The following is a 22,625-nucleotide window of genomic DNA, read 5'->3' as shown; positions in this document are numbered from 1 at the left end:
TGTCGTCGTCAAAGAGGGCAGGGGGCGCGGGGCGTGGGCAAGGAGGCGGCGGGCCGGGAGGGCGCGAGGGCCGTCCCGGCCCGCCGCGGTGCGCGGGTGAAGGGGGGCGGCGGGGCCGGGGACGCGGCCCCGGTCAGCGGGGTACGGAGAGCCGGAAGGCGGTCGGATCAGCCGTTGCCGAGCTCCTTCCACTCCTTGTTGGCGGCGTTCAACTGCTCGGCCATGTCGTCCAGGAACGCCTTGGCCGTGATCTTGCCGAGCAGCACCTTCTGGAACTCCGGCTCGTTGTCGGCCTTGCTGATGTTGTTCCAGTCCGGCAGGTAGTACGGCAGGTCGACGATCTTCGTGGAACCGTCCGTCAGGGTCTTCGCCGCGAGCGCCGTCGACTCGGTCTCGTTGATCCACGGGTCCTTCGCCGCCTCGGCGTTGGCCGGGATGGCGCCCGCCGACTCGTTCCACTTGCTGTTGGACGCGTGGGAGGCCGCGAACTCGATGAACTTCCATGCCGCGGTCTTGTTCCGGCTCGACCGGAAGAGGCCGAGTCCGTCGACGGGGTTGGAGACCTGTACCCGGGTGCCACCCTCGCCGATGGGCGCGGGTATGCCCGCGAACTTGTCCTCGCCGAGGGCCTTGAGGTGGTCCTGGTACGAGCCGAGGTTGTGGCTCAGCATGCCGATCGTGCCGGTGTCCCACTGGGCCACCATCTTGGTGAAGTCGTTGTTGACGTCGGCCGCGGGCGTCGTGCGCTTGAAGAGCCCGGCGTACTTCTCCAGCGCCGCGACGTTCTTCGGATCGTTGAGGGTCGTCGTGTCGCCGTCCCAGAACTCGGTGATGCCGGACTGGCCGTAGACGGCGTCCAGCGCCTGTGCGATGGAGCCGGCGCCGCCGCGGATCGTGTAGCCGAACTCGTTCTTCTTCGCGTCGGTCAGCTTCTCGGCGGCCGTGTAGAAGTTCGCCCAGGTGTCGGGAGCCTTGAGACCCGCCCGCTCGAACAGGTCGGTGCGGTACCAGAGCACACCGTTGTTGGCCGAGGTCGGCACGGAGTAGACGTCGTCGCCCCGGCCGGCCGCCGCGCGGACGCTCTCGACCATGGACTCGACCAGCTTGCCCCGCAGCGCGGACTTCTCCAGTCGGTCGTTGACCGGCTCCAGGGCCTCCTGGGAGACCATGTTGGCCAGGTACGCCGTGCCGACGCCGCCGACGTCGGGCAGTCCGCCGCCCGCGATCGCGGTGTCGTACTTCGACTGGACGTCGGCGATCGGGATGGGGACGTACGTGACGTCGATGTCGGGGTGCTGCTTCTCGAAGTCCTCGATGATCTCGGTCCAGACGGCGGTGCGCGGACCGCCGTTGTTGTCCCAGAAGGTGATCTCGCCCTTTCCGCTGCCCTCCGTGCCGGAGCCGCTGCCGTCGTCGCCGCACGCGGTCGCCGTCAGCGCGAGCACCGCCGCGACGGAGACCGCGGCCGTGGCACGTCCTCGCTGTGTTGTCGAAATGGTCATCGTCGGCTCTTCTCTGTCGGGTGATGCGGGTGTGATGGGTCGTGACGTGTGCACTTCTGCGGGGGGTTGGGGCCGGTGACGCGGAAGGTGGTGAAGCGGGCCGTTCCGGCGGGGCCCGTCCCGGCCGGTGCGGTGGCGAAGAGGCCCAGGAGAGCCCCGACCCAGCGCCAGGGGGTGGCGGCGAAGACCTGGCCCGAGGGCCAAAAGCCGTCGCCGGTGTCGGCAAAGAAGCGGCAGCGGGCCCCCGCCGTGACCTCGACGCGCAGCCGGGCCCGTCCGCCGGGGGACGCCCGGGATCCGGCCGCGTCCCGTTCGTGTGCGGCGGCGCCCTCGGCGAAGCGGTGGACGAGGCGGGGTGTGCCGTCCGCGGCGACCGCGAGGCCGATCCAGCCGAAGGCGTCGCCCAGCACGGCGAGTCCGGCCTTGGCGCCCGCCTCGACGCTGTCCAGCACGAGCTCCACGTCCACGGTGAACGCTTCGGCGGGCAGCCGCTGGACCAGGATGTTGGGCAGCAGCCGCAGGTCGTGCTCGTCCGCGGTCCGTACGCAGGTGAGCCGCAGCCCGTCACCGGCGCCCCGGGCCGCCCAGCCGTGGCGCGGATTGGCCGTCCACTGCCACTGGGCGCCGGGGCGGCCGCCCGGGAAGTCGTCGTCGACGGCGGGCGCCGCCACCGGCTGGGCGGGGGCGACGGGTTTGGTGTGCCGGAGCACGGGTTCGCCCCGGTCGCCGATGACGGGCCAGCCGTCGGCGTCCCAGCGCATCGGCTGGAGGTGGACGACCCTCCCGTACGCTCCCCGGGCCTGGAAGTGGAGGAACCAGTCCTCGCCCGCGGGGGTGTCCACCCAGCCGCCCTGATGGGGGCCGTTGACGTCGGTGCGGCCCTGGGCGAGGACGACGCGCTCCTCGTACGGGCCGAAGAAGTCCCGGGAGCGGAACGCGCCCTGCCAGCCGGTCTCCACCCCGCCGGCCGGTGCGAGGATGACGAAGCATCCGTCGCGCCGGTAGAGCTTGGGACCTTCCAGGGTGAACCAGCCCGGGATCCGGTCGGCGTCCACCAACGTCGCTCCTTCGTCGAGGAGCTCGCGGCCGTCGGGGCTCATCCGGTGGCCGGTGAGGCGGTTCTTGACGCCGGAGCGGGACTTGGCCCACGCGTGGACGAGGTAGGCCTCGCCGGTCTCCTCGTCCCACAGCGGGCAGGCGTCGATGAGGCCCTTGCCCGCCTTGAGGAGATGAGGGGCGCTCCAAGGGCCCTCGACGCGCTCCGCGTTGATCTGCTGGATGCCGTGGTCGGGGTCGCCCCAGAAGATCCAGAAGCGCCCGCCGCGGTGGCGCAGGGAAGGCGCCCAGACCCCGCGGTCGTGGCGGGGAGCGGAGAACTCGGCGGCGGGTTCGAGGCGGTCCAGCGCGTGCCCGACGGCCGTCCAGTTGACCAGGTCGCGGGAGTGCAGGAGCGGCAGCCCGGGGGACCGGCCGAAGCTGGACGCGGTGAGGTAGTAGTCGTCACCGACGCGGACGACGTCGGGGTCGGACCAGTCGGCGTTGAGGACCGGGTTGCGGTACGTCCCGTCACCGAGGTCCGCGGTCCAGGGCCGGCTCACCGGGCCACCGCCTCGCGTGCGTACCGGGCGGCGGTCTCCCGGTCCGGCCTGCCGTCCACGACGACGGTGATGATCCGGCGCACGACCGAGGACCCGGCGGGTACGGGCAGCCGCTCGTGCGCCGCCAGGCTGGAGCCGACGCCCGGGTACGCGGAGGTCCGTACGAACCACGGGTCGCGCCGGGTCCGTGCCGTGGCCCCCACGAACACGAGCGTCCACCCGGCCCCGGAGAGGGCCAGCCAGTCGGCGGTGCGGCCGTGGACCTCGCTCTCGCCCTCGCCCGTGGCGCTGAACACGGTCGGTGGCGCTGCCTCCTTGGGGGCGCGCCAGAAGAAGCCGCCGTACCCGGCGCCGGGCCGGCCGTTCGTCGCGGGGCTGCCGAGGGAGAGCTCCTCGCCCCCGGTGTTGGTGAGCACGAAGGAGAAGTCCAGCTCCCAGGAGGCGTCCGAGGTCCTGGTGGCCGACAGGGTGCGGTGCTCGCGCAGGAGCTCGACGCCGGCCGCCTCCCAGCCGAGCTCCTGGGTGAAGCCGTTCGGGCTGCGCTGCGGCCGGGCCAGGTGGCGCTGGACGCCGTGGTTGTCGAGCGCGGTGGGCCCCTTGCCCCGTACGAAGGTGTGCCCGCCCCAGAAGTTGTACCCGGCGACGTCGGGAACGGCGACGGAGACGCCCAGGTGGTGGAGGTGGTCGGCGGGGCGGTCCTCGGTGACGGCGGTCCCGCCGAGGGTGGTGACGGGGTGGAGGCGGGGGCGGCCGTCGGCCCCCGGCGCGTAGCCGTAGTGGGCGACGGTCCGGCCGTCGCAGGCAAGGGTGGCCGGGAGGTCGGGGAACGGGGCCCCGGGGCGCTGGTTCATGAGGCGGCCGCCTGGCCCACCCGGGCCCACGGGGCGCCCAGTTCGGAGAAGAGGCTGAGGGACTCGGCCCCGGCGGCGACCAGGGAGTCGATGCCCGGCACGACCCGCCTCGGCCCGCCGCCCGGGCCGTCGTACCGGGTCTCCCAGGCCCGGTCGGGCAGCGGGGCGGGCTCGGGTGCGGTGCGCACGGCCTCGACGACGCGCATGAACGCCCCCGTGGACGCGGGCGGAACCAGCAGCGGTGTGCCCTGCGCCAGGTGGTCGAGGAGGTTCTCCAGGAGATCGGTCCGCCCGTGGACGGTCTCCTCGGGGCCCCGCCCGGCACGCTGCACCAGGACTCGGTCCTGCTTGTACCAGAAGGTGATCCGGCCCCTCTCGCCGTGCACGATGACGTACGGCTCCCCGGGCCGTTCGGCGCACAGGGTGACGGCGACGGTCACACACGGCCCGCCGGCGGTGGTGACGCGGACGCTGCTGGTGTCGTCCGCCTCGATGGCGTGGGCCCGGTACAGCTCCGTCTCGACGGCGGTGACCTCCTCGGACCGGCCCCGGCAGGCCAGTTCGAGCGCGGTGGCCACGGCGTGCGCCAGGGGATTGGTGAGGACGCCGTCGACCACGTCGGTGGAGCCGATCCTGCGCCGCCCGGCCCAGGGGGCCCGCCGGAAGTAGGCGTCGTCCCGGACCCACGCCCCGGCGGCCCCGAAGCCGGTGACGGCCCCGATGGCTCCGGTGGCGACCAGCTCCCGGATGGCGGGCAGCGCGTGCGATCCGAAGGACTGGAACCCCACCTGGCAGGCGATGCCCGCCCGCTCGACCCCCTCGGCCATGCGCGCGTAGTCGGCCCAGCCGGCGGCGGGCGGTTTCTCCAGCAGCAGGTGGACGCCCCGGCCGGCGGCGGCGAGTGCCAGCTCGGTGTGGGTCTGGATGGGGGTGCAGATGATGGCGGCCCGCGCTCCGGTGACATCCAGGAGCGCCCCGAAGTCGTCGGACTGCTCGGGCGCCTCGCCGGGGCCGAAGCCGCAGGCGGCGAGTTCGTCGGCGGTCAGCGGCTCCAGCTCGCAGACACCGGCCAGCCTGACCCGGCCCTGGTGCTGGAGCCGGCGCACGTTGGCGAGGTGCCACCGGCCGTGGCCACGGGCGCCGGCCAGCACGACGGGCACGGGGACGGCCGGGACGACGGGCACCGGGACGACGGCGGGGGCGGTCGCTCTCCTCATCCCTTCACCGCCCCGGCGCTGAAGCCCGTGATGAGCCACTTCTGGATGAAGGCGAAGACGACGACCACGGGGACGGCCGCGATGACACCGCCCGCCGCGAGCGCGCCCAGGTCGACGCTGTCCGCGCCGATCAGCGTGTTGAGGCCGACCGGGATCGTCTGCTTGTCCTGCTCGCTCAGGAACATCAGGGCGAAGAGGAAGTGGTTCCAGCTGTGCACGAAGGCGAAGGAGCCGACGGCGATCAGCCCGGGGCGCAGGAGCGGCAGGACGACGGTGCGGAAGGCGGTGAAGCGCGAGCAGCCGTCGACCCAGGCGGCCTCCTCCAGGGAGACGGGCACGTTCTTGATGAAGCCGCTGATCAGGATGATCGACAGCGGAAGCTGGAACACCGTCTCCGCGATGACGACGCTCCCCAGCGAGTTGATCATCTGGAGGTTCCGGAAGATCTCGAACAGCGGTACGAGCATCAGGGCGCCCGGGATGAACTGCGAGCAGAGCAGCGCCAGCATGAACGCGCCCTTGATCCTGAAGTCGAACCGGGCCAGGGCGTAGCCGCCGGCCAGGGCGACCAGGGTCGTGGCGACGAGCGTCGCGACGCCGACGATCATGCTGTTCTGGAAGAAGACCGCGAAGCTCCGCTCGTTCCAGACCTTGGAGAAGTGCGCTCCGGTCATCGGCCAGGGAGCCAGCGATGTGGAACCGGCGGGCCGTACGGCGAAGAGCAGCATCCAGTAGAAGGGGACGAGCGTGAACAGCAGGTAGAGGCCGAGCGGCAGATAGATCTGCCAGCGCGGTACGTCGTCGAAGGCGCGCTCCCGTCCCGGCCGGCGGCGCCGGGCCGACGGTGGAGAGCCGGGAGCGGTGGACCTCGGGGCGGTCCCGTTCCTCTCGGTGAGCAGGGCGGTCATGTGCGGTCGCCTCCGAACTTGCTCAGGCGCAGATAGACGATCGAGCAGAAGAGGAGGATCACGAAGGCGACGGTGGTGAGCGCGGAGGCGTACCCGAAGTCGTGGCCCTCGATGCCGGTGTTGGCCACGTAGAGGGGCAGGGTGGTGGTCTCACCCGCGGGCCCGCCCCCGGTGAGGGTGTAGAGCAGGTCGACGTTGTTGAACTCCCAGACGCCGCGCAGCAGGGTGGCGAGGATGATCGCGTCCCGCAGGTGGGGGAGCGTGATGTGGAAGAACTGCCGCAGCCGGCCCGCGCCGTCGACCGAAGCCGCCTCGTACAACTCCTTCGAGACGGACTGGAGGTCGGCGAGGATGAGAATCGCGAAGAACGGGACGCCGCGCCAGAGTTCGGTGACGGTGGCCGCCCAGAACACGGTCCCGGTGTCCGAGAGCACCGACGTGCCGTACTCGCCGATTCCGGCGTCCGCGAGATAGCGGCTGAAGCCCGTCGAGGAGTTGTAGAGCAGGATCCAGATCGTGCTGGTCAGCACTCCGGAGACGGCCCACGGTGAGAAGACCATGGCCCGGGAGATGCCGCGCCCGATGAACGTCTGGTTGACGATCAGGGCGAGCGCCAGACCGAGGAGGAGTTGCAGGGTGACCTGGGTGAAGACCCACTGGGCGCTGAACGCGAGCGTCGGCCAGAACTGGTCGTCCTCGGTGAAGACGCGTCGGAAGTTGTCGAGCCCGGCGAAGCCATTCCGCCACGGCTTGGTGACGTTGTAGTGCTGCAGGCTGTAGGAGAAGACGCTGAGCACCGGATAGGCGATGAAGCCCAGCATCAACAGGCCCGCGGGCGCGATCAGCAGATACGGCAGGCGGCGGGGTCTCGCCCGGCGGCGCCGGGACTTTTCGGGCGGCGGTGTGGCCACGGCTGCGGTTGGGGCCATGACACGTCTCCGATCTCTGGGAGGTGCTGGATGCGCCGGACTCCGGGCCTGTCGGCCACGGATTCCGAAAGCGCTTGCTACGGAGGGTCGGAGCGACCCGGGGAAGTGAGGTGCGAAGGGGGGTGCCTCGGTTCCGCCCGCGTACGGTGAAGCGGGCCGTGCGCGGTCACGGGACCCGCGCACGGTCATGGGGCCCGGTTCACCCCGCGTACGGGTCGGGCACCTCGCCCTGTCGGGCCAGGAACGCGAAGTCGCATCCGGTGTCGGCCTGGGTGATCTGGTCCTGGTACAGCGCCCCGTAGCCCCGCCCGTAGCGGGCCGGCGGCGGGGACCAGGCGGCCCTGCGCCGCTCCAGTTCCTCGTCGTCGACTTCGAGCCGCAGGAGCCGGGCCCCGACGTCCAGGGTGATGAGGTCGCCGGTGCGGACCAGGGCGAGCGGCCCGCCGACGAAGGACTCGGGCGCGATGTGCAGGACACACGCCCCGTAACTGGTGCCGCTCATCCGCGCGTCCGAGATCCGCACCATGTCCCGCACACCTTGCTTCAGCAGGTAGGCGGGGATCGGCAGCATGCCGTACTCGGGCATGCCGGGGCCACCCTGGGGCCCGGCGTTGCGCAGCACGAGCACATGGTCCGGAGTGAGGGCGAGGGCCGGGTCGTCGATCGTGCGCTGGAGCTCCCGGTAGTCGTCGAAGACGACGGCGGGCCCGGTGTGGCGCAGCAGGCGCGGCTCGGCGGCGATGTGCTTGATGACGGCTCCGTCGGGACAGAGGTTGCCGCGCAGCACCGCCACCCCGCCCTCCCCGGCCAGCGGGTCGGAGCGCTCGCGGATGACGGCGCTGTTGTGGACCTGGGCGCCGTCGAGCTGCTCGCGCAGGGTGTCGTGCGCGACCGTGGGCCGGTCCAGGTGCAGTACGTCGGTGAGCCGCCCCAGGAAGCCGGGCAGACCGCCGGCGAAGTGGAAGTCCTCCAGCAGATACCTCCCGCCGGGGCGCAGGTCGGCGAGGACGGGCACCGTGCGGGCGATCCGGTCGAAGTCGTCCAGCGTGAGCTTCACACCGGACCGGCCCGCCATCGCGATCAGGTGGATCACGGCGTTGGTGGATCCGCCGAGAGCGAGCACCGTGGCGACCGCGTCCTCGTACGCCTCCGGCGTCAGGATCCGCGACAGCGTCACCCGCCGCATGACGAGGTCGACGATCCGCAGCCCCGAGGCCGCGGCCATCCGCTCGTGCCCCGAGTCGACGGCCGGTACGGACGAGGCGCCCGGCAGGGTGACCCCCAGCACCTCGGCGGCGGCCGTCAGGGTGGAGGCGGTACCCATCGTCATGCAGTGGCCGGGGGAGCGGGCCAGGCCGTTCTCCAGCTCGGCCATCTCGCAGTCGCCGATGGTCCCGGCCCGCCGCTCGTCCCAGTACTTCCACATGTCCGTGCCGGAGCCGAGGACCTCGTCGCGCCAGTGCCCGGGAAGCATCGGTCCGGCGGGCACGAAGACGGTCGGCAGGTCCACGGAGGCGGCGCCCATCAGCAGCGCGGGCGTCGACTTGTCGCAGCCGCCCAGCAGCACGGCCCCGTCGACGGGATACGAGCGCAGCAGCTCCTCGGTCTCCATCGCCAGCAGATTGCGGTAGAGCATCGGGGTCGGCTTCTGGAAGGTCTCCGACAGGGTGGAGACGGGGAACTCCAGCGGGAACCCGCCCGCCTGCCAGACCCCCCGCTTGACCGCCTGCGCCCGGTCGCGCAGATGGGCGTGGCACGGGTTGATGTCGGACCAGGTGTTGAGCACCGCGACGACCGGCTTGCCGAGGTGCTCCTCGGGGAGGTAGCCGAGCTGCCGGGTGCGGGCGCGATGGCTGAAGGACCGCAGTCCGTCCGTGCCGAACCACCGGTGGCTGCGCAGCTCCTCGGGCGCGATCCGGCCCTCTCCCGGGCCCCGGGTGGACGCGTCGCTCACAGGGACCACTCGGCTGTCAGCCCGGCCACCTCGGCGCGCCGGGCCTCGGGCAGGACCCGGCTCGGGGCGCGTACGTCACGACGGCAGAGCCCCAGCGCGGAGAGGGCCTCCTTCACCACGGTGACGTTGTCGGCGGACTGCTCCTCGGCGCGGAGCTCCTCGAAGCGGCGGATGCGCTCCCACACCTTCATCGCCGCCACGTAGTCCCCGGCCCGCAGCGCCTCCAGCATGTCGAGGGAGACGGCCGGGGCGACGTTGACCAGGCCGGAGGTGAAGCCGGTGGCGCCGGTGGCGAAGTAGGAGGGGGCGTACAACTCCGCCAGCCCGGCGATCCAGACGAACCGCTCCAGGCCGGCGTCCCGGGCGAACGCGCCGAAGCGGGCCGCGTCGGGGACCGCGTACTTCACGCCGACGACGTTGGGGCAGGCGTCGGCGAGTTCGGCGAGCCGCTCACCGGCCAGCCGCGGGCTGCGGATGTAGGGGACGACACCGAGGTGCGGCACCGCCTCGGCTATCGACCGGTGGTAGTCGACCCATCCCTCCTGCGCGACGTACGGGTGCACCGGCTGGTGCACCATCACCATGGCCGCTCCGGCCTCGGCGGCGTGCTCGGCCGCGGCCACCGCGGTCGGTACGTCGTGACCGACGCCCACCAGGACGCTGGCGCGCCCCGCCGCCTCGTCGACGGTCAGCTCGGTGACCAGACGCCGCTCGTCGGGGGTGAGGGCGTAGAACTCCCCGGTGTTGCCGTTCGGGGTGACGGTGCGGATACCGCCGTCGAGCAGCCTGCGCATCAGGGCGCGGTGGGTCGCGGTGTCGATGCTGCCGTCCTCGGCGAACGGTGTCACCGGGATCGCCACGACGTCTGCGAGGGCCGCCTTCAGCGGGGAGTGGTCCATGCGGACTGGCCTTTCGTCGAGGTGCTGGTGGAGCGGGCCCAGCGGGCGGTTCACGCGGCGTCGCCCCCGTCTTCGTCGTCGGGGAAGGCGCGGCGTACGAACGACGCGATGTGGTGGTGCAGGGCCCCGGCGGCGGCCTCCGCGTCATCGGCGAGGGCGAGCCGCAGGATCTCGCGGTGCTCGGCCGCCTCGCGCTCCCAGGACGGGACGGCCGACCAGGCCACGGTCGACACGAGCGCCGCCTGGTCGCGGACGTCGTCGAGCATCCGGGAGAGCAGCGGGTTCCCGCAGGGCAGGTACAGGGCCCGGTGGAAGTCCCGGTTGGCCAGCGACCTGTCCGCCGGGTCGGCCGCCGAGTCGGCCCGCTCCAGGGCCTCCTGGGCAGCCTCCAGAGAGGCGCCCCGGGTGATGGAGCGGCGCAGCGCCTCCGGTTCCAGCAGGAGGCGCACGTCGTACACCTCCCTGGCCATGGTCGCGTCGACGAGCCGTACGGTGACGCCCTTGTACTGGCTCATCACCACGAGTCCGGTGCCCGCGAGCGTCTTGAGCGCCTCGCGGACGGGCGTCTTCGACACCCCGAACTGCGCGGCGAGTTCGGTCTCCACCAGCGCCTGTCCCGGTCTCAACCGCGCGGTGAGGATGGCGTGCTTGATGGCCTCCAGCACGTACTGGGTCCGGGACGGGATCGGGGCAGGGGCGAAGGTCATGGGTGACGGGCTCTCACATCTCGCGTATCGCGTCTCATATATGACGTACGAAGTACGACGCGATGAAGTTAGAGCCGCGCCGAATGTTTCGTCAACGCTTCCGACCGAAGAACTTCGCCGAACCGCACAGCACTTGGCGGCCTCGGCGCGCGTACGGCCCTCGGGAGGAGCCCGGGGATCTCCCGCCCGGCGCACCGCCGCCCTGGACACGGCCCCTCGTGTCCACCGGTCGGTGGACAAGGAGTTCAGTCGGCAGGACGTGTCGGACGCCGCACCCCCGCGGCCAGGATTTCCGGCATGAGACACCTACCTGTACGGATGGCCCGATGGAGCGCCCGGCACGCCGGGCGGGCGATCGCCGGCTGGTTCACGTTCGTCGTCCTGTGCCTTGCGGCCGGCCTCGCGCTGGGCACCAACGAGGCCACCACCAGAGACTTCTGGGTCGGCGAGGCGGGACGCGCCGAGGCGACGGCGACCGAGGGAGGCCTGGAGAGGTCCCCCACCGAGCGGATCATGATCCGGGCCGGGGCGGGGGAGCTGGACATGGCCGCGGCCGGTGCGGCGGCCCGGGACGTGACCCGGCGGATGCGGGACCTGCCCGAGGTGGAGAGCGTGGCCGCTCCCGTCCGCTCGAAGGACGGGAAGGTCCTGCTGGTCTCGGTGGTCCTGAACGGACCCGAGCTGGAGGGGAAGAAGAACGTCGTACCGCTGCTGGAGCAGACGGCGGCCGTGGCCGCCGACCACCCGGACCTGGTGGTGGAGGAGACCGGATCCCCCGCCATCAGCAAGGGCGTCAACGACCAGCGCGACGAGGATCTCGCCCTCTCCGAACGCGTCAGCCTGCCCGTCACCGCCATCACCCTGCTGGTCGTGTTCGGCTCGGTGATCATGGCGGGTGTGCCCCTGCTGCTGGCGCTCTCCTCGATCGCCGCGGCGATCGGACTCTCCATGGCCGCCTCGCACCTCATGCCCGACGCGGGGGTCGGGACGAACCTCATCCTGCTCATCGGCCTGGCGGTCGGCGTCGACTACACCCTCTTCTACCTGAAGCGCGAACGGGAGGAACAAGCGCGCGCGGGCGGGCGGCTGGGCCCGGAGGCGCGCGTCGAGCTAGCTGCGGCGACGGCCGGCCGGGCCATCGTGGTCTCTGGCCTCGCCGTCATCGTCTCCACCGCCACCCTCTACCTGGCCACGGACGTCATCTTCTCCTCACTGGCGACCGGCACCGTCCTCGTGGTGGCCGTCGCGGTGGCCAGCTCCCTCACCGTGCTCCCCGCACTCCTGGTCGTCATCGGCCGCCGCGCCGACCGCCTCGCGCCCCGCAGGGCCGCCCGCCGGGCCCGGAGCGGCAGACCGCCCCGCGCCGAGAAGCCGGAGACGGGACGGGTGTTCGGCGCTCTGCTGCGTCCCGCCCGGACCCGCCCCGCCCTCACCCTGTGCCTGTCCGTCCTCGTCATGCTCGGCCTGGCCGTGCCCGCACTCGGCCTGAAGCTGATCGACCCCGGAAGGGACACCTTCTCCCGCGACATCCCGGCCATGCGGGTCTACGACCGGCTGACCGAGAGCTTCCCCGAACTCCTCGTCACCCATGAGGTCGTCACCCGCTCCACGCCGGAACGGGCGGCACAGGTGAGGCGGGCCCTGGAGGACCTCGGCCGCCGGGCGCAGGCGGACCCCCTGTTCGCCCAGCCGCCGAGGAACGGATACGAGGCGAACGACTCCGAGGGGGCCACGAGCCCCACGGACCCGGCGGCGCCCGGGCCGACGGTCCGTACGTCCGCCGACGGCCGCGTCAGCGTGCTGGAACTCCCCGTGCCCCATCCCGCGCCCTCCGCCGAGGCGATCGCGTCGCTCACCCACCTCCGCCAGGACCACATCCCCGCGACCGTCGGCCGACTGCCCGGCGTGGAGACGGCGGTGAGCGGCGACGTCGCGCGGGGCCGCGACTACGTGAGCCACGAGAGCGACAGACTGCCGCTGGTCCTCGGCTCCCTCCTGCTGATGACCTTCCTGATGACCGTGTGGGCCTTCCGCTCCGTGGTGATCGGCGCGATCGGCGTCGTACTGAACCTGCTCTCCGCCGGCGCCTCGCTCGGCATGCTGGTTCTGGTCTTCCAAGGGACGTGGGCGGAGGGGCTGCTGGCCTTCGACTCCCTCGGGGCGATCGCGTCCAGGGTTCCGCTGTTCCTCGTGGTGATCCTCTTCGGCCTGTCGATGGACTACCAGGTCTTCGTGGTCAGCCGGATCCAGGAGGCCCGACAGAACGGCATGTCCGCCCGTGACGCGGTCCTGGAGGGCATCAACCGTTCGGCCAAGGTGGTGACCAGCGCGGCCATCGTCATGGTGACGGTGTTCGGCGCGTTCGTGGCCCTGCACCTCACCGAGATGAAGCAGATGGGATTCTGCCTGGCCGTGGCCGTCCTGCTGGACGCCGTGGTCATCCGGCTCCTGGTCCTGCCGTCGGTGCTGCTGCTCCTCGGTGAGCGCGCCTGGTGGCCGGCCCGCCGCCCCGGCCGGAGTCCGGAGCCCGCCGCCGGACCCCGGACGGAAAGTAGGCTGACGCGGTGAATCAACGGCCCCTGCCCGAAACCGCGTCGACCGTACCGTCGCCGCACCGGTGGAACGCCGTCCTCTGGGTGCTCCTGGGCGTGGTCCCGCCGGCCATCGCCGTCGCCGACGCACCCGGGACGACGCGCCTGCCGGTGCTGGGGCTGCTGGCCGTCCTCGCCCTGTCGTACGCCGCGGTGGGGCTGTTCCCCGGCAACCCCGTCCTGAGCCCCCGCCCCTACCTGTACGTGCAGGTCGTGGGCCTCGGGGCCCTGTCGTACCTGCTCGACGGCGGCGCGGCCCTCTTCGTGGTGACCCTGCCGCACTTCTGGATCTACACCGCGAGCGCGCGTGCCGCGATCGCCCTGAGCGGTCTCGCCGCCGCGGCCGTCGTCACCGGCAACGTGGTGCGACAGGGCTGGGACGGGGAGTTCTTCACCGGCAACGTGATCTTCACGCTCATCGGGTACGCGGCAGGCGTGCTCATCGGCTCGGGGGTGCGCCACATCACGGAGGACGCCGACGAGCGGGCCCGCCGGCTGCGCGCCGAACTGGAGGAAGCGCGGCTCCGGCTCGTCGAGGCACACCACCGCCAGGGCGCGGCGGACGAGCGCGAACGGCTCGCGCGCGAGATCCACGACACCCTCGCCCAGGGCTTCGCGTCCATCGTCGTGCTCGCCGAGGCCGCCAGATCCGGTCTGGCCACCGACCCGGGCACGAGCGGGAAACACCTGCTCGCGATCGAGAACACCGCGCGCGAGAACCTCGCCGAGGCCCGCGTCCTCGTCGGCTCGGCCCCGCAGGGCGGCGCCGCCACCGGCTCGGTGGCCGACACCCTGCGACGGACCCTGCGGCGGTTCACCGAGGACACCGGAACCCCCGTCACCTCCGAACTGCCGGACGTCACCTGCGACCAGCGGACCCGGATCGCTCTCCTGCGCTGCACCCAGGAGTCCCTCGCCAACATCCGCAAGCACGCGGCGGCCTCCACCGTGGACGTGGTCCTCACCGCTCAGCCGTACGGGATCGAACTGGAGATCACCGACGACGGCACGGGCTTCGTGACGGCGGACTCCCGCGGCTTCGGGCTGCACGGCATGCGCGGACGCCTGGCCGAGCTCGGCGGCGAGCTCACCGTCACCAGCTCGGTCGGCGACGGCACCCGCGTCCTGGCCATGATTCCCACCGACGGACAGGGCTGAGCATGACACGCGGGCCGACAGCGCGGAGAAAGCTCCGGATCCTCGTGGCGGACGACCACACGGTGATGCGTGCCGGAGTCGTCGCCCTGCTGGCCGACGAACCCACCATCGACATCGTCGGCGAGGCCGAGGACGGCCGGGCGGCAGTCGCCCTCACCGAACGGCTGGAGCCCGACGTGGTGCTGATGGATCTGCGGATGCCCGTCCTGGACGGGACGAGCGCCACCGCGCGGATCGTCGCCGGACCCTCCCGGACCCGCGTGCTGATCCTGACCACGTACGAGACCGACGCGGAGATCGAGCGGGCCGTCGAGGCGGGCGCCATCGGCTACCTGCTGAAGGACGCCACCCGCGACCAACTGGTGGAAGCCGTCCACTCCGCGGCCCGGGGCGAGACCGTGCTGGCGCCCCGGGTCGCGGCGCGGCTGGTGGCCCGGATGCGACGGCCGGCGCCGGTGACGCTGACGCCGCGGGAGGTGGATGTGCTGGGCGCGGTGGCCGACGGGCTGTCCAACGTGGAGATCGGCCGCCGGCTCGTCATCGCGGAGGCGACCGTGAAGACCCACCTGCTGAGGGTCTTCGCCAAACTCGACGTCGCCGACCGTACGCACGCGGTGGTCAGGGCACTTGAGCTGAATCTCCTGGAAGGTCCCCGGAGGAGAGCGGCGGAGGACTCCTGACCCCCTCCCGGTCAGCGCTCCCACCGTGGCGGGTCAGCCTCGCGGGCGTCCGACGGGCCGGTCCTCGCGGTAGAGGGCGGCGGCGAGGGCGATCGCGGTGTCCGTCGCGGGGTGCGGGGTGTGGGCACGCCAGATGAGGTGGACGGTGACCGGGTCCGCACCCCGGAGCGGACGGTAGGTGATGCCGTCGCGACGGTACTGGGCGGCGGTCGCCCGAGGCGTGAGCCCCACGCAGCGGCCGGTGGCGATGGCCGCCAGCCAGTCGTCGATGTCCTGGGTGAACTCGACCTCCGGCCGGTCCCGCTCCGGCCACAGATCCAGAGCGGTGGTCCCCGTGCGGCGGTCGATGGCCAGGACACGGGTCGGGATCTCGTCCAGGCGCACGCCGCGACGGCGGGCCCACGGGTCGTCGGACGCCATGGCGACGCAGCGGGCCTCGGTACCGATCCGGGCGTGGGACCACGGCGCGAGGTCGATCGGAGCACGGATGACGGCGAGGTCGCACAGCCCTTCGGCGAGACCGCCGGTGGGCGTGTTGTGACGGATGAGACGCAGGTCGGTCCCGGGATGTTGATCGTGCCAACGGCGCTGGAACTCGGTGGTGTGCCGCCCGAACGCCGACCAGGCGTGACCGATGTGCAGCCGGGCGTGCCCGGTGGTCGCCTCGCGGACGAATTCCTCCGTGCCGGCGAGCACGATGCGGGCGCGGGCCAGCGCCCGGACCCCCGCCGCGGTGGGCGCGACCCTGCGACTGGTGCGGAGCAGCAGCCGCACCCCGAGGAGACTCTCCAGGCCGGCGAGGGTGCGGGAGACGGCGGCCTGCGACATGCCGAGCGCGTGGCCGGCGTCGGTGAAACTGCCGGTGTCCACGATGGCGACCAGACACCGGAGCTGCTTCAGCTCCAGCGCACCCGCCGTGCTCACCGACTCATCCATACGCCCATCGTATAGACGCGTGCGCGGACGCATTTTGCGCGGGACGACGCCTCTCCCATCGTCGGTGGCATGCAGACCGACACATCTCCGACCTCAGCACCCCTCCCGACCGGAGCCGACGGCCCGCCGCCAGCGAGGGGGGCGGGGCGCGGAGCCGGTGTGGCCCTGATGCTGGGCAGCGGCCTCTCCAACCAGACGGGCGCCTCCGTCGCGGCGCTGGCCTTTCCGGTGATCGGACCCACAGGAGTCGTGGCGGTACGCCAGTGGGTGGCCGCCGTCGTCCTCGGCGCGGTCGCGAGGCCACGGCTGCGACACTTCACCGCCGCGCAGTGGCGCCCCGTCCTGGGCCTCGCCCTGGTGTTCGCCGGGATGAACCTCTCCCTGTACACGGCGATCGACAGGATCGGCCTCGGGCTGGCCGTCACGCTGGAGTTCCTAGGCCCGCTGACCGTCGCCCTGGCCGGCTCCCGCCGCCCCCTCGACCTGGCCGCCGCCGGGGCAGCCGCGGGCGCGGTGGCGGTTCTCATGCGCCCCACACCCTCCACCGACTATCCGGGCATCGGCCTGGCCCTCCTGGCGGCGGCCTGCTGGGCCTGTTACATCCTGCTCAACCGGACCGTCGGAGCCCGCCTGCCCGGCCTGGAGGGCTCGGCCGCAGCGGCGATCGTCTCCGCCGTGCTCTACCTGCCCGTCGGCGTCTGGGTGCTCCGGCACCACCCGCCCACGCCCACCGCGCTGGGCTGCGCCCTCGCCGCCGGGGTGCTCTCCTCGGCGGTGCCGTTCCTCGCCGACCTCATGGCGCTGCGCCGTGTCCCGGCGCACTTCTTCGGAGTGTTCATGAGCGTCAACCCGGTCTTCGCCGCCCTCGTCGGCCTCGCCGTTCTCGGGCAGCGGCTCGACGCCCTCGCCTGGCTGGCCATCGCGGTGATCGTCGCCGCGAACACCACTGCCGTCGCCACCTCCCGCCGCAGAACCCCCTGAAGATCACGCCCAAGGGGCCTCCACCGTGCGTCAGGACCGTTCCGACCGCCGAGCGACGGTGGTCAGGAAGCCCAGGACCAGCGGGCTCGCGACGGCGCGGAACTCCTCGAATCCAGCAGGGCACGCCGTGCCTTCCCCGGGCCCGTCCGCACCAGGGGAGTGGCCAACTCGCCCCGCACGTGACAGGCGATGGCGACCCGGTCGGGCGTCGTCGTGTGCGGCATGCGCGTCCTTGCTTCTCACGGGCCGGTGGCCGGGGGCGGCGAACGGTCCGAGCGCACCGGCCGGGCCGTAGGCGAACCGGCTCTCGGCGATCCGGCCCCGCCACAAGACGGGGAGGACCCGGCCGGTAGCCCCGAAGAATCTTCTACCGGCTCCGCTCCCCGGCCCTCTCCGGCAGAAGCGCGAGCACCGCGACGACGGCTCGATGATCGGTTCCCGGCACAGTCCGCTCGCCCACCGAGACCCCCGCCAGACCGGAACCGTGCAGGACGTGATCCAACTGGACCACGGGTGGGACGAGCATGAGGCCGACGGGCCACGTGGGAGCCCACCCACGACCGAGCTCGGCATGGGTGTCCGTGAGGCCGGCCGCGAGCAGGTCCCGCATCGGGGCGTGGTCGAGCGAGGCGTTGAAGTCACCCAGGAACACGGTGTCCGGCCCCGCGCGCCGTGCCAGCGAGGTGAGCGCGGCCATGTCCCGGGTCCACCGCTCCGGGCTCCCGAGGGGGTAGTACGTGTGCACCGCCACGAACCGCACGCTACGGCCGCCGACCGCGACCTCGGCGACGGTCTGGGGCCAGGCCGTGTCGGCCCGAGTCGTACCGGCTTCGCCGAGCGGGAGCCGCGAGTAGACGGAGGAGTCGTACTCCGGGTGGAGTTCCTGGTGCGGCAGCAAGGCGCCCAGGCCCGCCCTGTCGAGGGCCTCCACCCCGCCCGGCGGCATCTGCTGCACCGCCAGAACATCGATCCGCTCCGTCCGGACCAGCCGCACCACCGCCCGGGCGTCGGCGGCGCCTCCGTTGGTGTTGATGGTGGCCACGCGCAGCTCCACCGCGCCTTCCGCCACCTGCGGGCCGTCGGACAGGAACCGGGGGGCCAGCAGGACCGCGTGAGCGGTCACCAGGGCCGCGGTGCCGACCAGCGCCCACCGGGACCGCAGTACGGGAACAGCGGCCAACAGCAGCAGCACCAGCACACCGATGACGGTCGTCCACGGGAACAGGACCATCGGCATCGCCAGCGGTGTTCCGGCGTCGAGCCCTGTCAGCCGGACGACGAGCAGGACGGCGGGCGCGATGAGCGCGACCCCGCAGGCCGACAGCCCCCAGCGCCGTCCGCGACCACCGGCCCGCCGCCGTCTCTCATCGCGCGGGGCTTCTGCAGCCGTGTGCGTCACTTGTTCCCGTTCTGGAGTCGCGCCCGGTGGATCGAAGGTGATGGCCGGGTCCCGGGCGGAGACGTCCGTACACGCTGCGTGGTTCCGTCGGTCCACCCGGTTCCACCGGGATCTGATGGGGCGCCGGCGAGACCTTCAGCAGGCGGAGCAGCGGGCCGGGGCCGCGGCCCGGACGGACGATCGATCCGGGCCGCGGGTCAGCGCGGCCCGCTGCCGCAACGCGGGACGCGCCAGGCGACTCGATCAGCCGTCGCCTGCGCGGGACGAGACGGACGGGGAAAGGGACACGACAGCATCACTCCACGGTGGTGGGCCCGGTTCCAGGGCCCACCGGGCGGGAGACGGCCCCGGGGGTCAGCGTCCGGCGGCGGTGGCGGGCGCCAGCCAGGCGGCGATCTTGTCGGTCACCGCTGTGGAGTGGGCGTTGAGGTAGAAGTGGCCGCCGGGGTAGACCGTCATCTCGAACGGCCCGGTGGTGTGGTCGGCCCATGCGCGTACCTCGTCGGTCGTGGCCTTGGGGTCGGCGTCTCCGGTCAGGGCGTAGACGGGCGTCGACAGCGGCGGGCCGGGCTCGTAGCGGTAGGTTTCAGCGGCTTTGTAGTCGGCACGGATCGAGGGCATGACCATCCGCTTGATCTCGTCGTCCTCGAGCAGTTGGGACTGGGTGCCGTCCAGACGTCTGATCTCCTCCAACAGGCCGTCGTCGTCGCGCAGATGGACGCGTTCGTCCCGGAGCGCGCTCGGCGCGCGCCGCCCGGACGCGATGAGCGCGGCGGGCAGGTTCCCCCGGGCCTCCATGCGCAGAGCCACCTCGAAGGCGACCGAGGCGCCCAGACTGTGTCCGAACAGCGCCAGCGGCTTGTCCTGCCACGGGCCGATGACCTCGACGATCCGGTCGGCCAGTTCGCGCACCGTCTCCAGGCACGGCTCGTGCCTGCGGTCCTGCCTGCCCGGGTACTGCACGGCCAGGGTCTCGACATGCGGGGTGAGACGTTGGGAGACCGGGTGGAAGTAGCTCGCGGAGCCTCCCGCGTGCGGCAGGCAGAGCAGGCGGACCGGCGCCTGGGGTGCGGGGTGGTAGCGGCGCACCCACAGGTCGCCCGAGTTGCTGGTCGCCATCGCGTTCGTCTCCCTTTCCGGCCGGTGACGTTCGCCCCTAGGATGGGGGAACGCGCTCGGCGTCCGCGGCTCACGCCGCCACCGGCGCGCCGCCACATCGGCCCGGCCCCAACGATCTCAGTGCCACCGGCCGCCGACAACCCCTGAAAGATCACGGACCACCGCTGCGGCACCGGTGCGGAGACCGCCCAACCGCCGCCCACCTGCGACCTGTTGTGCGGAGCGGGATGAGAGGGGCGACACGAAACGCCCCTTCTGACGACCGATCGCCTCCGTACCGGACCGCCACGATCTGCCGTGCTACCGCGCCGCGTATCCGGTCAGCCGATCACCACCGATGCCGCCGGGGGACCGGGCGGGACAGGCGGCAGTGCCGGTCACCACGAACAGGGGACCGGCACTGCTCACGCCCGCGCCACGGGCGGGTCACACGTGCGGACCGACCATGCGGACCACGTAAACGACTACGTAACCGGCTACGGGGTTACGCAGCCGATCGAGCCGACCGGGAAGTCGTTTCCGGTCGATGTGGCGGTGAACCCGAAGGTGACGCTGCCCTCCGGTGCGATGGTGCGGTTGTGGGCGAGGTTCCTGACCGTGACAGTGCCGTCGGGCCCCGTGGTCAGAGCACCGTTCCACGTGTTGCCGACGGTGACGCCGACGCCGGGCTTCCACCGCACGGCCCAGCCCTCGCGCGCCGTCGTGCCGTGGTTCATGACCTCGACGGAGCCCTGGAAGCCGCCGCTCCAGGAGTTGGCCACGCTGTAGACGGCCATGCACCCGGAGTGCGGGTCGGTGGGGGTGGGGGTCGGCGTGGGCGTTGGGTTCGGCGTGCCGCCCGAGCCCCGGATGCCGGTCACCTCACCGTTGCCGCCGTCGAAGACGATGTCGGAGCAGGAGAAGAAGTTCTCCTGGCTGTCCGAACGCACCCACTGGATGAACATGACGGCGTCCCCCGAGCGGCCGGAGGGAAGGTCCAGGTTCCAGTAGTAGTGGCCGCCGTCGGTGCCCGGACCGCCGGACTGCGGCGGGTCGGTGACGGTCTCGATCAGCTCCAGATCGTCCCAGCCCAGCTCGGTGCTGGGCGAGTAGCCGGGCTTGGACAGGTACACCCGGAAGGAGCCCGGGTGCGCTGCCCAGTTGCTGTGCTTGACCTGGATGGTCTTCCCGGCCGTCAGATGCGTCCGGGGCCAGTCGGAGCGCGGGGCGTTGTAGCCCGTGAAGTCGTACGGCGACCGGTCACCGGCGCTGCACAGCGTTCCGTCCGGCACGTAACCAGCCCCCCGTCCGCCGGCGTTGGAGTCGAGTACGGCGAACCAGTTGTACAGCGCGTTCGCACCGCTCTCGTCGAGCGCGGCCTTGCAGGCCGGGTTCGTCGGGTCCAGAGCGCCGGTGCCGGTCCTGGCGTCCAGCATGCAGAGGTAGGTGCGCGATCCCGGCGTCATCGTGACGCCGTGCGCCTGAGCGTTGTCCTGACCCATCAAGGTCAGGCCGATTCCGCCGAGCAGCGTCGCGAGCACCGCCACCAGCGAGGTGAGAAGCTTCTTGCGTCGGGCCATGAGGTCTCCTGTGCCTGGGTCGGGGTCGGTCTTCGGTCTGTTCCGCGCTTGTCTCCTGTGGCCTCCGTCGGGCACGGAGTCCCGGCGGGTGGTGCCACCGGGCGCGGGGGCGCCGACGGGGGCGAGGGGTCGCTCCGGCCGACGGCTGTGGTGCCGGGCGTGCGTTCGTAGCCGTAGCCGCCGGAGCCGACGACGCGCGGACTCGGGCTGTGGGAGGCCAGGGGGAGTGAGGTGCCGCTCGCATGCGGGGGCCTCTCTGTGGGGGAGACGACCGGATCGGGACGATCACAGGATGAAAAGCGCCCTGGCGGAGAATCTGGGAGCGCTCCCACACGCTGATACTTACGGACTGTAAGAGCGTGCCGTGCCCCTGGCAAGCCGTCGTGCGGAGCGCGTTGAGTGGATCGTCGAGGCCAGTCGGCAGGGTCGAGCGCCGGTCCGGCCGACCCCGGAACCAGCCGTCCGCGGCTGTCTGTTGCCTCCTGCTGCATGAGCTATCGCTTTGACAGATTGGGGAGCGCTCCCGCATCCCACTGGTTTCGCAGGGGAGGCAATCCCCGGTCGCGACTGCTACCGAGCGGAGGGGGTGCGTTGGCGATGCTCGCCAACGGCGCCTCCGTCCAGCCGGTCTTCGTGCAGCCCTAAGTAGCCGCCACGCGGCACCGCCGGCGACTGCCTGCCCGCGACGAACGCGGTGGATGCTTGACGGTCTCGAACGCGGTGTCGCACGCCCGGGAGACCGAGAGAGGTAGCCGGAGGGGCCACCCGTTCAACGCCGAGAAGCCCGCCAGCGTGCTGACGGGCTTCCATGGCACTGCCGCCTAACCTGTCACCAGGTCAGATGGTCGGCGTCTCGTCGACGATCTCCTTGTGCGGTTCGACGACGAACTTCCAGCCCTCGCTCGGCTCAAGGAACCGTACGCGCGTCGGAAAGATGTCCAGGGCGCGGCGGTCGCGATTCTGGTTGTTCGCGTTCTTGCGTCCCCGGGCCGGCTCCTCGTACAGGTCGACCTTGACGTCCGGCACTTCGACGACTTCCTCGCTCCAGCGCTGGACGACCCCCGCGCCGAATGCTTCCCGGGCCGCGGAATAGAGAGATTCCAGGGACTCCTTGTTTCCGCCGGGAACGAAGAGGGCCAGGTTCAGGAGAACGCCGGCGCTCTGGAGGACCTCGATTGCCTCCCCTGCCTTGTCCGCAATCCAGATCCCGCCTTCTTCGGCGTTGTCGGGAAGGACGTGCACCTCCTCGCCGAACGCCGTCCGTGCAATGAAGGAGCCACCTTCGAAACTCTTCCCCGGCTTCGTGAGGAAGGCAGGTGCGTAGCAGTCGGGGGATACGCCGTCCATGCTTGCCGGGACGAAGACGCTGTCCTGGGGGCCCAATTCTGCAGTCTCTTCAGCCGTGAGACGTCGAGCCGTAAGCTTCTCGGTATTCACGCATTCCCCTTTTATCGCGTCGTTCTGATAAACCATCAAGACTCTATCACGGAAAAGGTCCAGGGTTTCCCTCGGATGCTTCCGCGCTGGCGTTGGTCGGGTCGCGGAGAAGCAGTCGGCATAGGGGGCGTCTGTAGCCTGTATGGGAACGTCCGGACGGAACGCGGATCTGCGTTGGCGGTTGAGAATCCGACCGAAAG

General features: G+C 71.8%; 18 protein-coding genes. 4 read left to right on the top strand and 14 right to left on the bottom strand.

The genetic code is table 11. The annotated features are described in order from the left end of the window. Positions 1-167: 167 nt before the first annotated feature. The 9 genes from DTB53_RS33055 to DTB53_RS33015 form a co-directional block, all read right to left on the bottom strand. Positions 168-1,502, bottom strand: a complete 1,335-nt coding sequence (locus DTB53_RS33055; RefSeq protein WP_012377620.1) for an ABC transporter substrate-binding protein — start codon at positions 1,500-1,502, stop codon at positions 168-170. Next, the gene (locus DTB53_RS33050) at positions 1,499-3,100 is read right to left on the bottom strand and encodes a glycoside hydrolase family 43 protein (RefSeq protein ID WP_012377619.1); all 1,602 of its coding nucleotides are present in this window, start codon (positions 3,098-3,100) and stop codon (positions 1,499-1,501) included. The genes DTB53_RS33055 and DTB53_RS33050 overlap by 4 nt, the downstream gene beginning before the upstream one ends. Further along, a complete protein-coding gene (locus DTB53_RS33045; RefSeq protein ID WP_012377618.1) occupies positions 3,097-3,951 on the bottom strand; it encodes a DUF6807 domain-containing protein in 855 nt (284 codons plus the stop codon). The genes DTB53_RS33050 and DTB53_RS33045 overlap by 4 nt, the downstream gene beginning before the upstream one ends. Continuing rightward, the gene (locus DTB53_RS33040; RefSeq protein ID WP_012377617.1) at positions 3,948-5,168 is read right to left on the bottom strand and encodes a Gfo/Idh/MocA family protein; all 1,221 of its coding nucleotides are present in this window, start codon (positions 5,166-5,168) and stop codon (positions 3,948-3,950) included. The genes DTB53_RS33045 and DTB53_RS33040 overlap by 4 nt, the downstream gene beginning before the upstream one ends. Next, the gene (locus DTB53_RS33035) at positions 5,165-6,076 is read right to left on the bottom strand and encodes a carbohydrate ABC transporter permease (protein ID WP_012377616.1); all 912 of its coding nucleotides are present in this window, start codon (positions 6,074-6,076) and stop codon (positions 5,165-5,167) included. The genes DTB53_RS33040 and DTB53_RS33035 overlap by 4 nt, the downstream gene beginning before the upstream one ends. Then, positions 6,073-7,005 carry a carbohydrate ABC transporter permease gene (locus DTB53_RS33030; protein WP_012377615.1) on the bottom strand — a complete coding sequence of 311 codons (933 nt, stop codon included), beginning with the start codon at positions 7,003-7,005 and terminating at the stop codon, positions 6,073-6,075. Before DTB53_RS33030 ends, DTB53_RS33035 begins: the two co-directional genes overlap by 4 nt. A 199-nt stretch (positions 7,006-7,204) precedes the next feature. Beyond that, positions 7,205-8,959, bottom strand: a complete 1,755-nt coding sequence (araD, locus tag DTB53_RS33025; protein WP_012377614.1) for an L-arabinonate dehydratase — start codon at positions 8,957-8,959, stop codon at positions 7,205-7,207. Further along, positions 8,956-9,858, bottom strand: a complete 903-nt coding sequence (locus tag DTB53_RS33020) for a dihydrodipicolinate synthase family protein (RefSeq protein WP_042495330.1) — start codon at positions 9,856-9,858, stop codon at positions 8,956-8,958. The genes araD and DTB53_RS33020 overlap by 4 nt, the downstream gene beginning before the upstream one ends. Positions 9,859-9,908: 50 nt before the next feature. Then, positions 9,909-10,565, bottom strand: a complete 657-nt coding sequence (locus DTB53_RS33015; protein WP_012377612.1) for a GntR family transcriptional regulator — start codon at positions 10,563-10,565, stop codon at positions 9,909-9,911. A 297-nt stretch (positions 10,566-10,862) separates the two neighbouring features. Here DTB53_RS33015 and DTB53_RS33010 point away from each other — a divergent pair, with 297 nt between their 5' ends. From DTB53_RS33010 to DTB53_RS33000, 3 genes are read left to right on the top strand one after another with little or no spacing between them, the layout of a single operon-like run. Continuing rightward, positions 10,863-13,133 (top strand): MMPL family transporter, encoded by a 2,271-nt coding sequence (locus DTB53_RS33010; RefSeq protein ID WP_012377611.1) that lies wholly within the window; start codon positions 10,863-10,865, stop codon positions 13,131-13,133. After that, on the top strand, positions 13,130-14,314 hold the full coding sequence (locus DTB53_RS33005) for a sensor histidine kinase (protein WP_012377610.1): 1,185 nt from the start codon (positions 13,130-13,132) through the stop codon (positions 14,312-14,314). The genes DTB53_RS33010 and DTB53_RS33005 overlap by 4 nt, the downstream gene beginning before the upstream one ends. A 2-nt stretch (positions 14,315-14,316) precedes the next feature. Next, entirely contained in the window at positions 14,317-14,994 is a 678-nt protein-coding gene (locus DTB53_RS33000) for a response regulator (RefSeq protein WP_012377609.1), read from the top strand. Positions 14,995-15,027: 33 nt separating this feature from the next. Here the strand turns inward: DTB53_RS33000 and DTB53_RS32995 are convergent, their stop codons facing one another. Next, positions 15,028-15,930, bottom strand: a complete 903-nt coding sequence (locus DTB53_RS32995) for a LysR family transcriptional regulator (protein WP_012377608.1) — start codon at positions 15,928-15,930, stop codon at positions 15,028-15,030. A 159-nt stretch (positions 15,931-16,089) separates the two neighbouring features. Here DTB53_RS32995 and DTB53_RS32990 point away from each other — a divergent pair, with 159 nt between their 5' ends. Further along, positions 16,090-16,911, top strand: a complete 822-nt coding sequence (locus tag DTB53_RS32990) for an EamA family transporter (protein WP_042495326.1) — start codon at positions 16,090-16,092, stop codon at positions 16,909-16,911. Between the two features lie 367 nt (positions 16,912-17,278). Here DTB53_RS32990 and DTB53_RS32985 read toward each other — a convergent pair whose 3' ends face one another. The 4 genes from DTB53_RS32985 to DTB53_RS32970 form a co-directional block, all read right to left on the bottom strand. Then, positions 17,279-18,310 carry an endonuclease/exonuclease/phosphatase family protein gene (locus DTB53_RS32985; protein WP_012377606.1) on the bottom strand — a complete coding sequence of 344 codons (1,032 nt, stop codon included), beginning with the start codon at positions 18,308-18,310 and terminating at the stop codon, positions 17,279-17,281. Positions 18,311-18,664: 354 nt separating this feature from the next. Continuing rightward, positions 18,665-19,429, bottom strand: coding sequence for a thioesterase II family protein (locus DTB53_RS32980; protein ID WP_012377605.1), 765 nt, complete (start codon positions 19,427-19,429; stop codon positions 18,665-18,667). Positions 19,430-19,905: 476 nt separating this feature from the next. Next, positions 19,906-20,988, bottom strand: a complete 1,083-nt coding sequence (locus tag DTB53_RS32975) for a lytic polysaccharide monooxygenase auxiliary activity family 9 protein (protein ID WP_012377604.1) — start codon at positions 20,986-20,988, stop codon at positions 19,906-19,908. 837 nt (positions 20,989-21,825) lie between these two features. After that, a complete protein-coding gene (locus DTB53_RS32970) occupies positions 21,826-22,425 on the bottom strand; it encodes a hypothetical protein (RefSeq protein WP_042497998.1) in 600 nt (199 codons plus the stop codon). Positions 22,426-22,625: the final 200 nt, after the last annotated feature.

The organism is Streptomyces griseus (assembly GCF_900460065.1).
GTDB lineage: Bacteria > Actinomycetota > Actinomycetes > Streptomycetales > Streptomycetaceae > Streptomyces > Streptomyces griseus.
Note: the sequence above shows the minus strand (reverse complement) of the source record. Positions and strands in the feature narration are given on the sequence as shown.

Excerpts from the sequence above, each read along its gene's own strand:
- DTB53_RS32980 (WP_012377605.1), bottom strand. The coding sequence starts at position 19,429 with ATGGCGACCAGCAACTCGGGCGACCTGTGGGTGCGCCGCTACCACCCC.
- DTB53_RS33010 (WP_012377611.1), top strand. The coding sequence starts at position 10,863 with ATGAGACACCTACCTGTACGGATGGCCCGATGGAGCGCCCGGCACGCC.
- DTB53_RS33055 (WP_012377620.1), bottom strand. The coding sequence starts at position 1,502 with ATGACCATTTCGACAACACAGCGAGGACGTGCCACGGCCGCGGTCTCC.
- DTB53_RS33035 (WP_012377616.1), bottom strand. The coding sequence starts at position 6,076 with ATGACCGCCCTGCTCACCGAGAGGAACGGGACCGCCCCGAGGTCCACC.
- DTB53_RS33015 (WP_012377612.1), bottom strand. The coding sequence starts at position 10,565 with ATGACCTTCGCCCCTGCCCCGATCCCGTCCCGGACCCAGTACGTGCTG.
- DTB53_RS33020 (WP_042495330.1), bottom strand. The coding sequence starts at position 9,858 with ATGGACCACTCCCCGCTGAAGGCGGCCCTCGCAGACGTCGTGGCGATC.
- DTB53_RS33000 (WP_012377609.1), top strand. The coding sequence starts at position 14,317 with ATGACACGCGGGCCGACAGCGCGGAGAAAGCTCCGGATCCTCGTGGCG.
- DTB53_RS33045 (WP_012377618.1), bottom strand. The coding sequence starts at position 3,951 with ATGAACCAGCGCCCCGGGGCCCCGTTCCCCGACCTCCCGGCCACCCTT.
- DTB53_RS32995 (WP_012377608.1), bottom strand. The coding sequence starts at position 15,930 with ATGGATGAGTCGGTGAGCACGGCGGGTGCGCTGGAGCTGAAGCAGCTC.
- DTB53_RS32975 (WP_012377604.1), bottom strand. The coding sequence starts at position 20,988 with ATGGCCCGACGCAAGAAGCTTCTCACCTCGCTGGTGGCGGTGCTCGCG.
- DTB53_RS33030 (WP_012377615.1), bottom strand. The coding sequence starts at position 7,005 with ATGGCCCCAACCGCAGCCGTGGCCACACCGCCGCCCGAAAAGTCCCGG.
- DTB53_RS33040 (WP_012377617.1), bottom strand. The coding sequence starts at position 5,168 with ATGAGGAGAGCGACCGCCCCCGCCGTCGTCCCGGTGCCCGTCGTCCCG.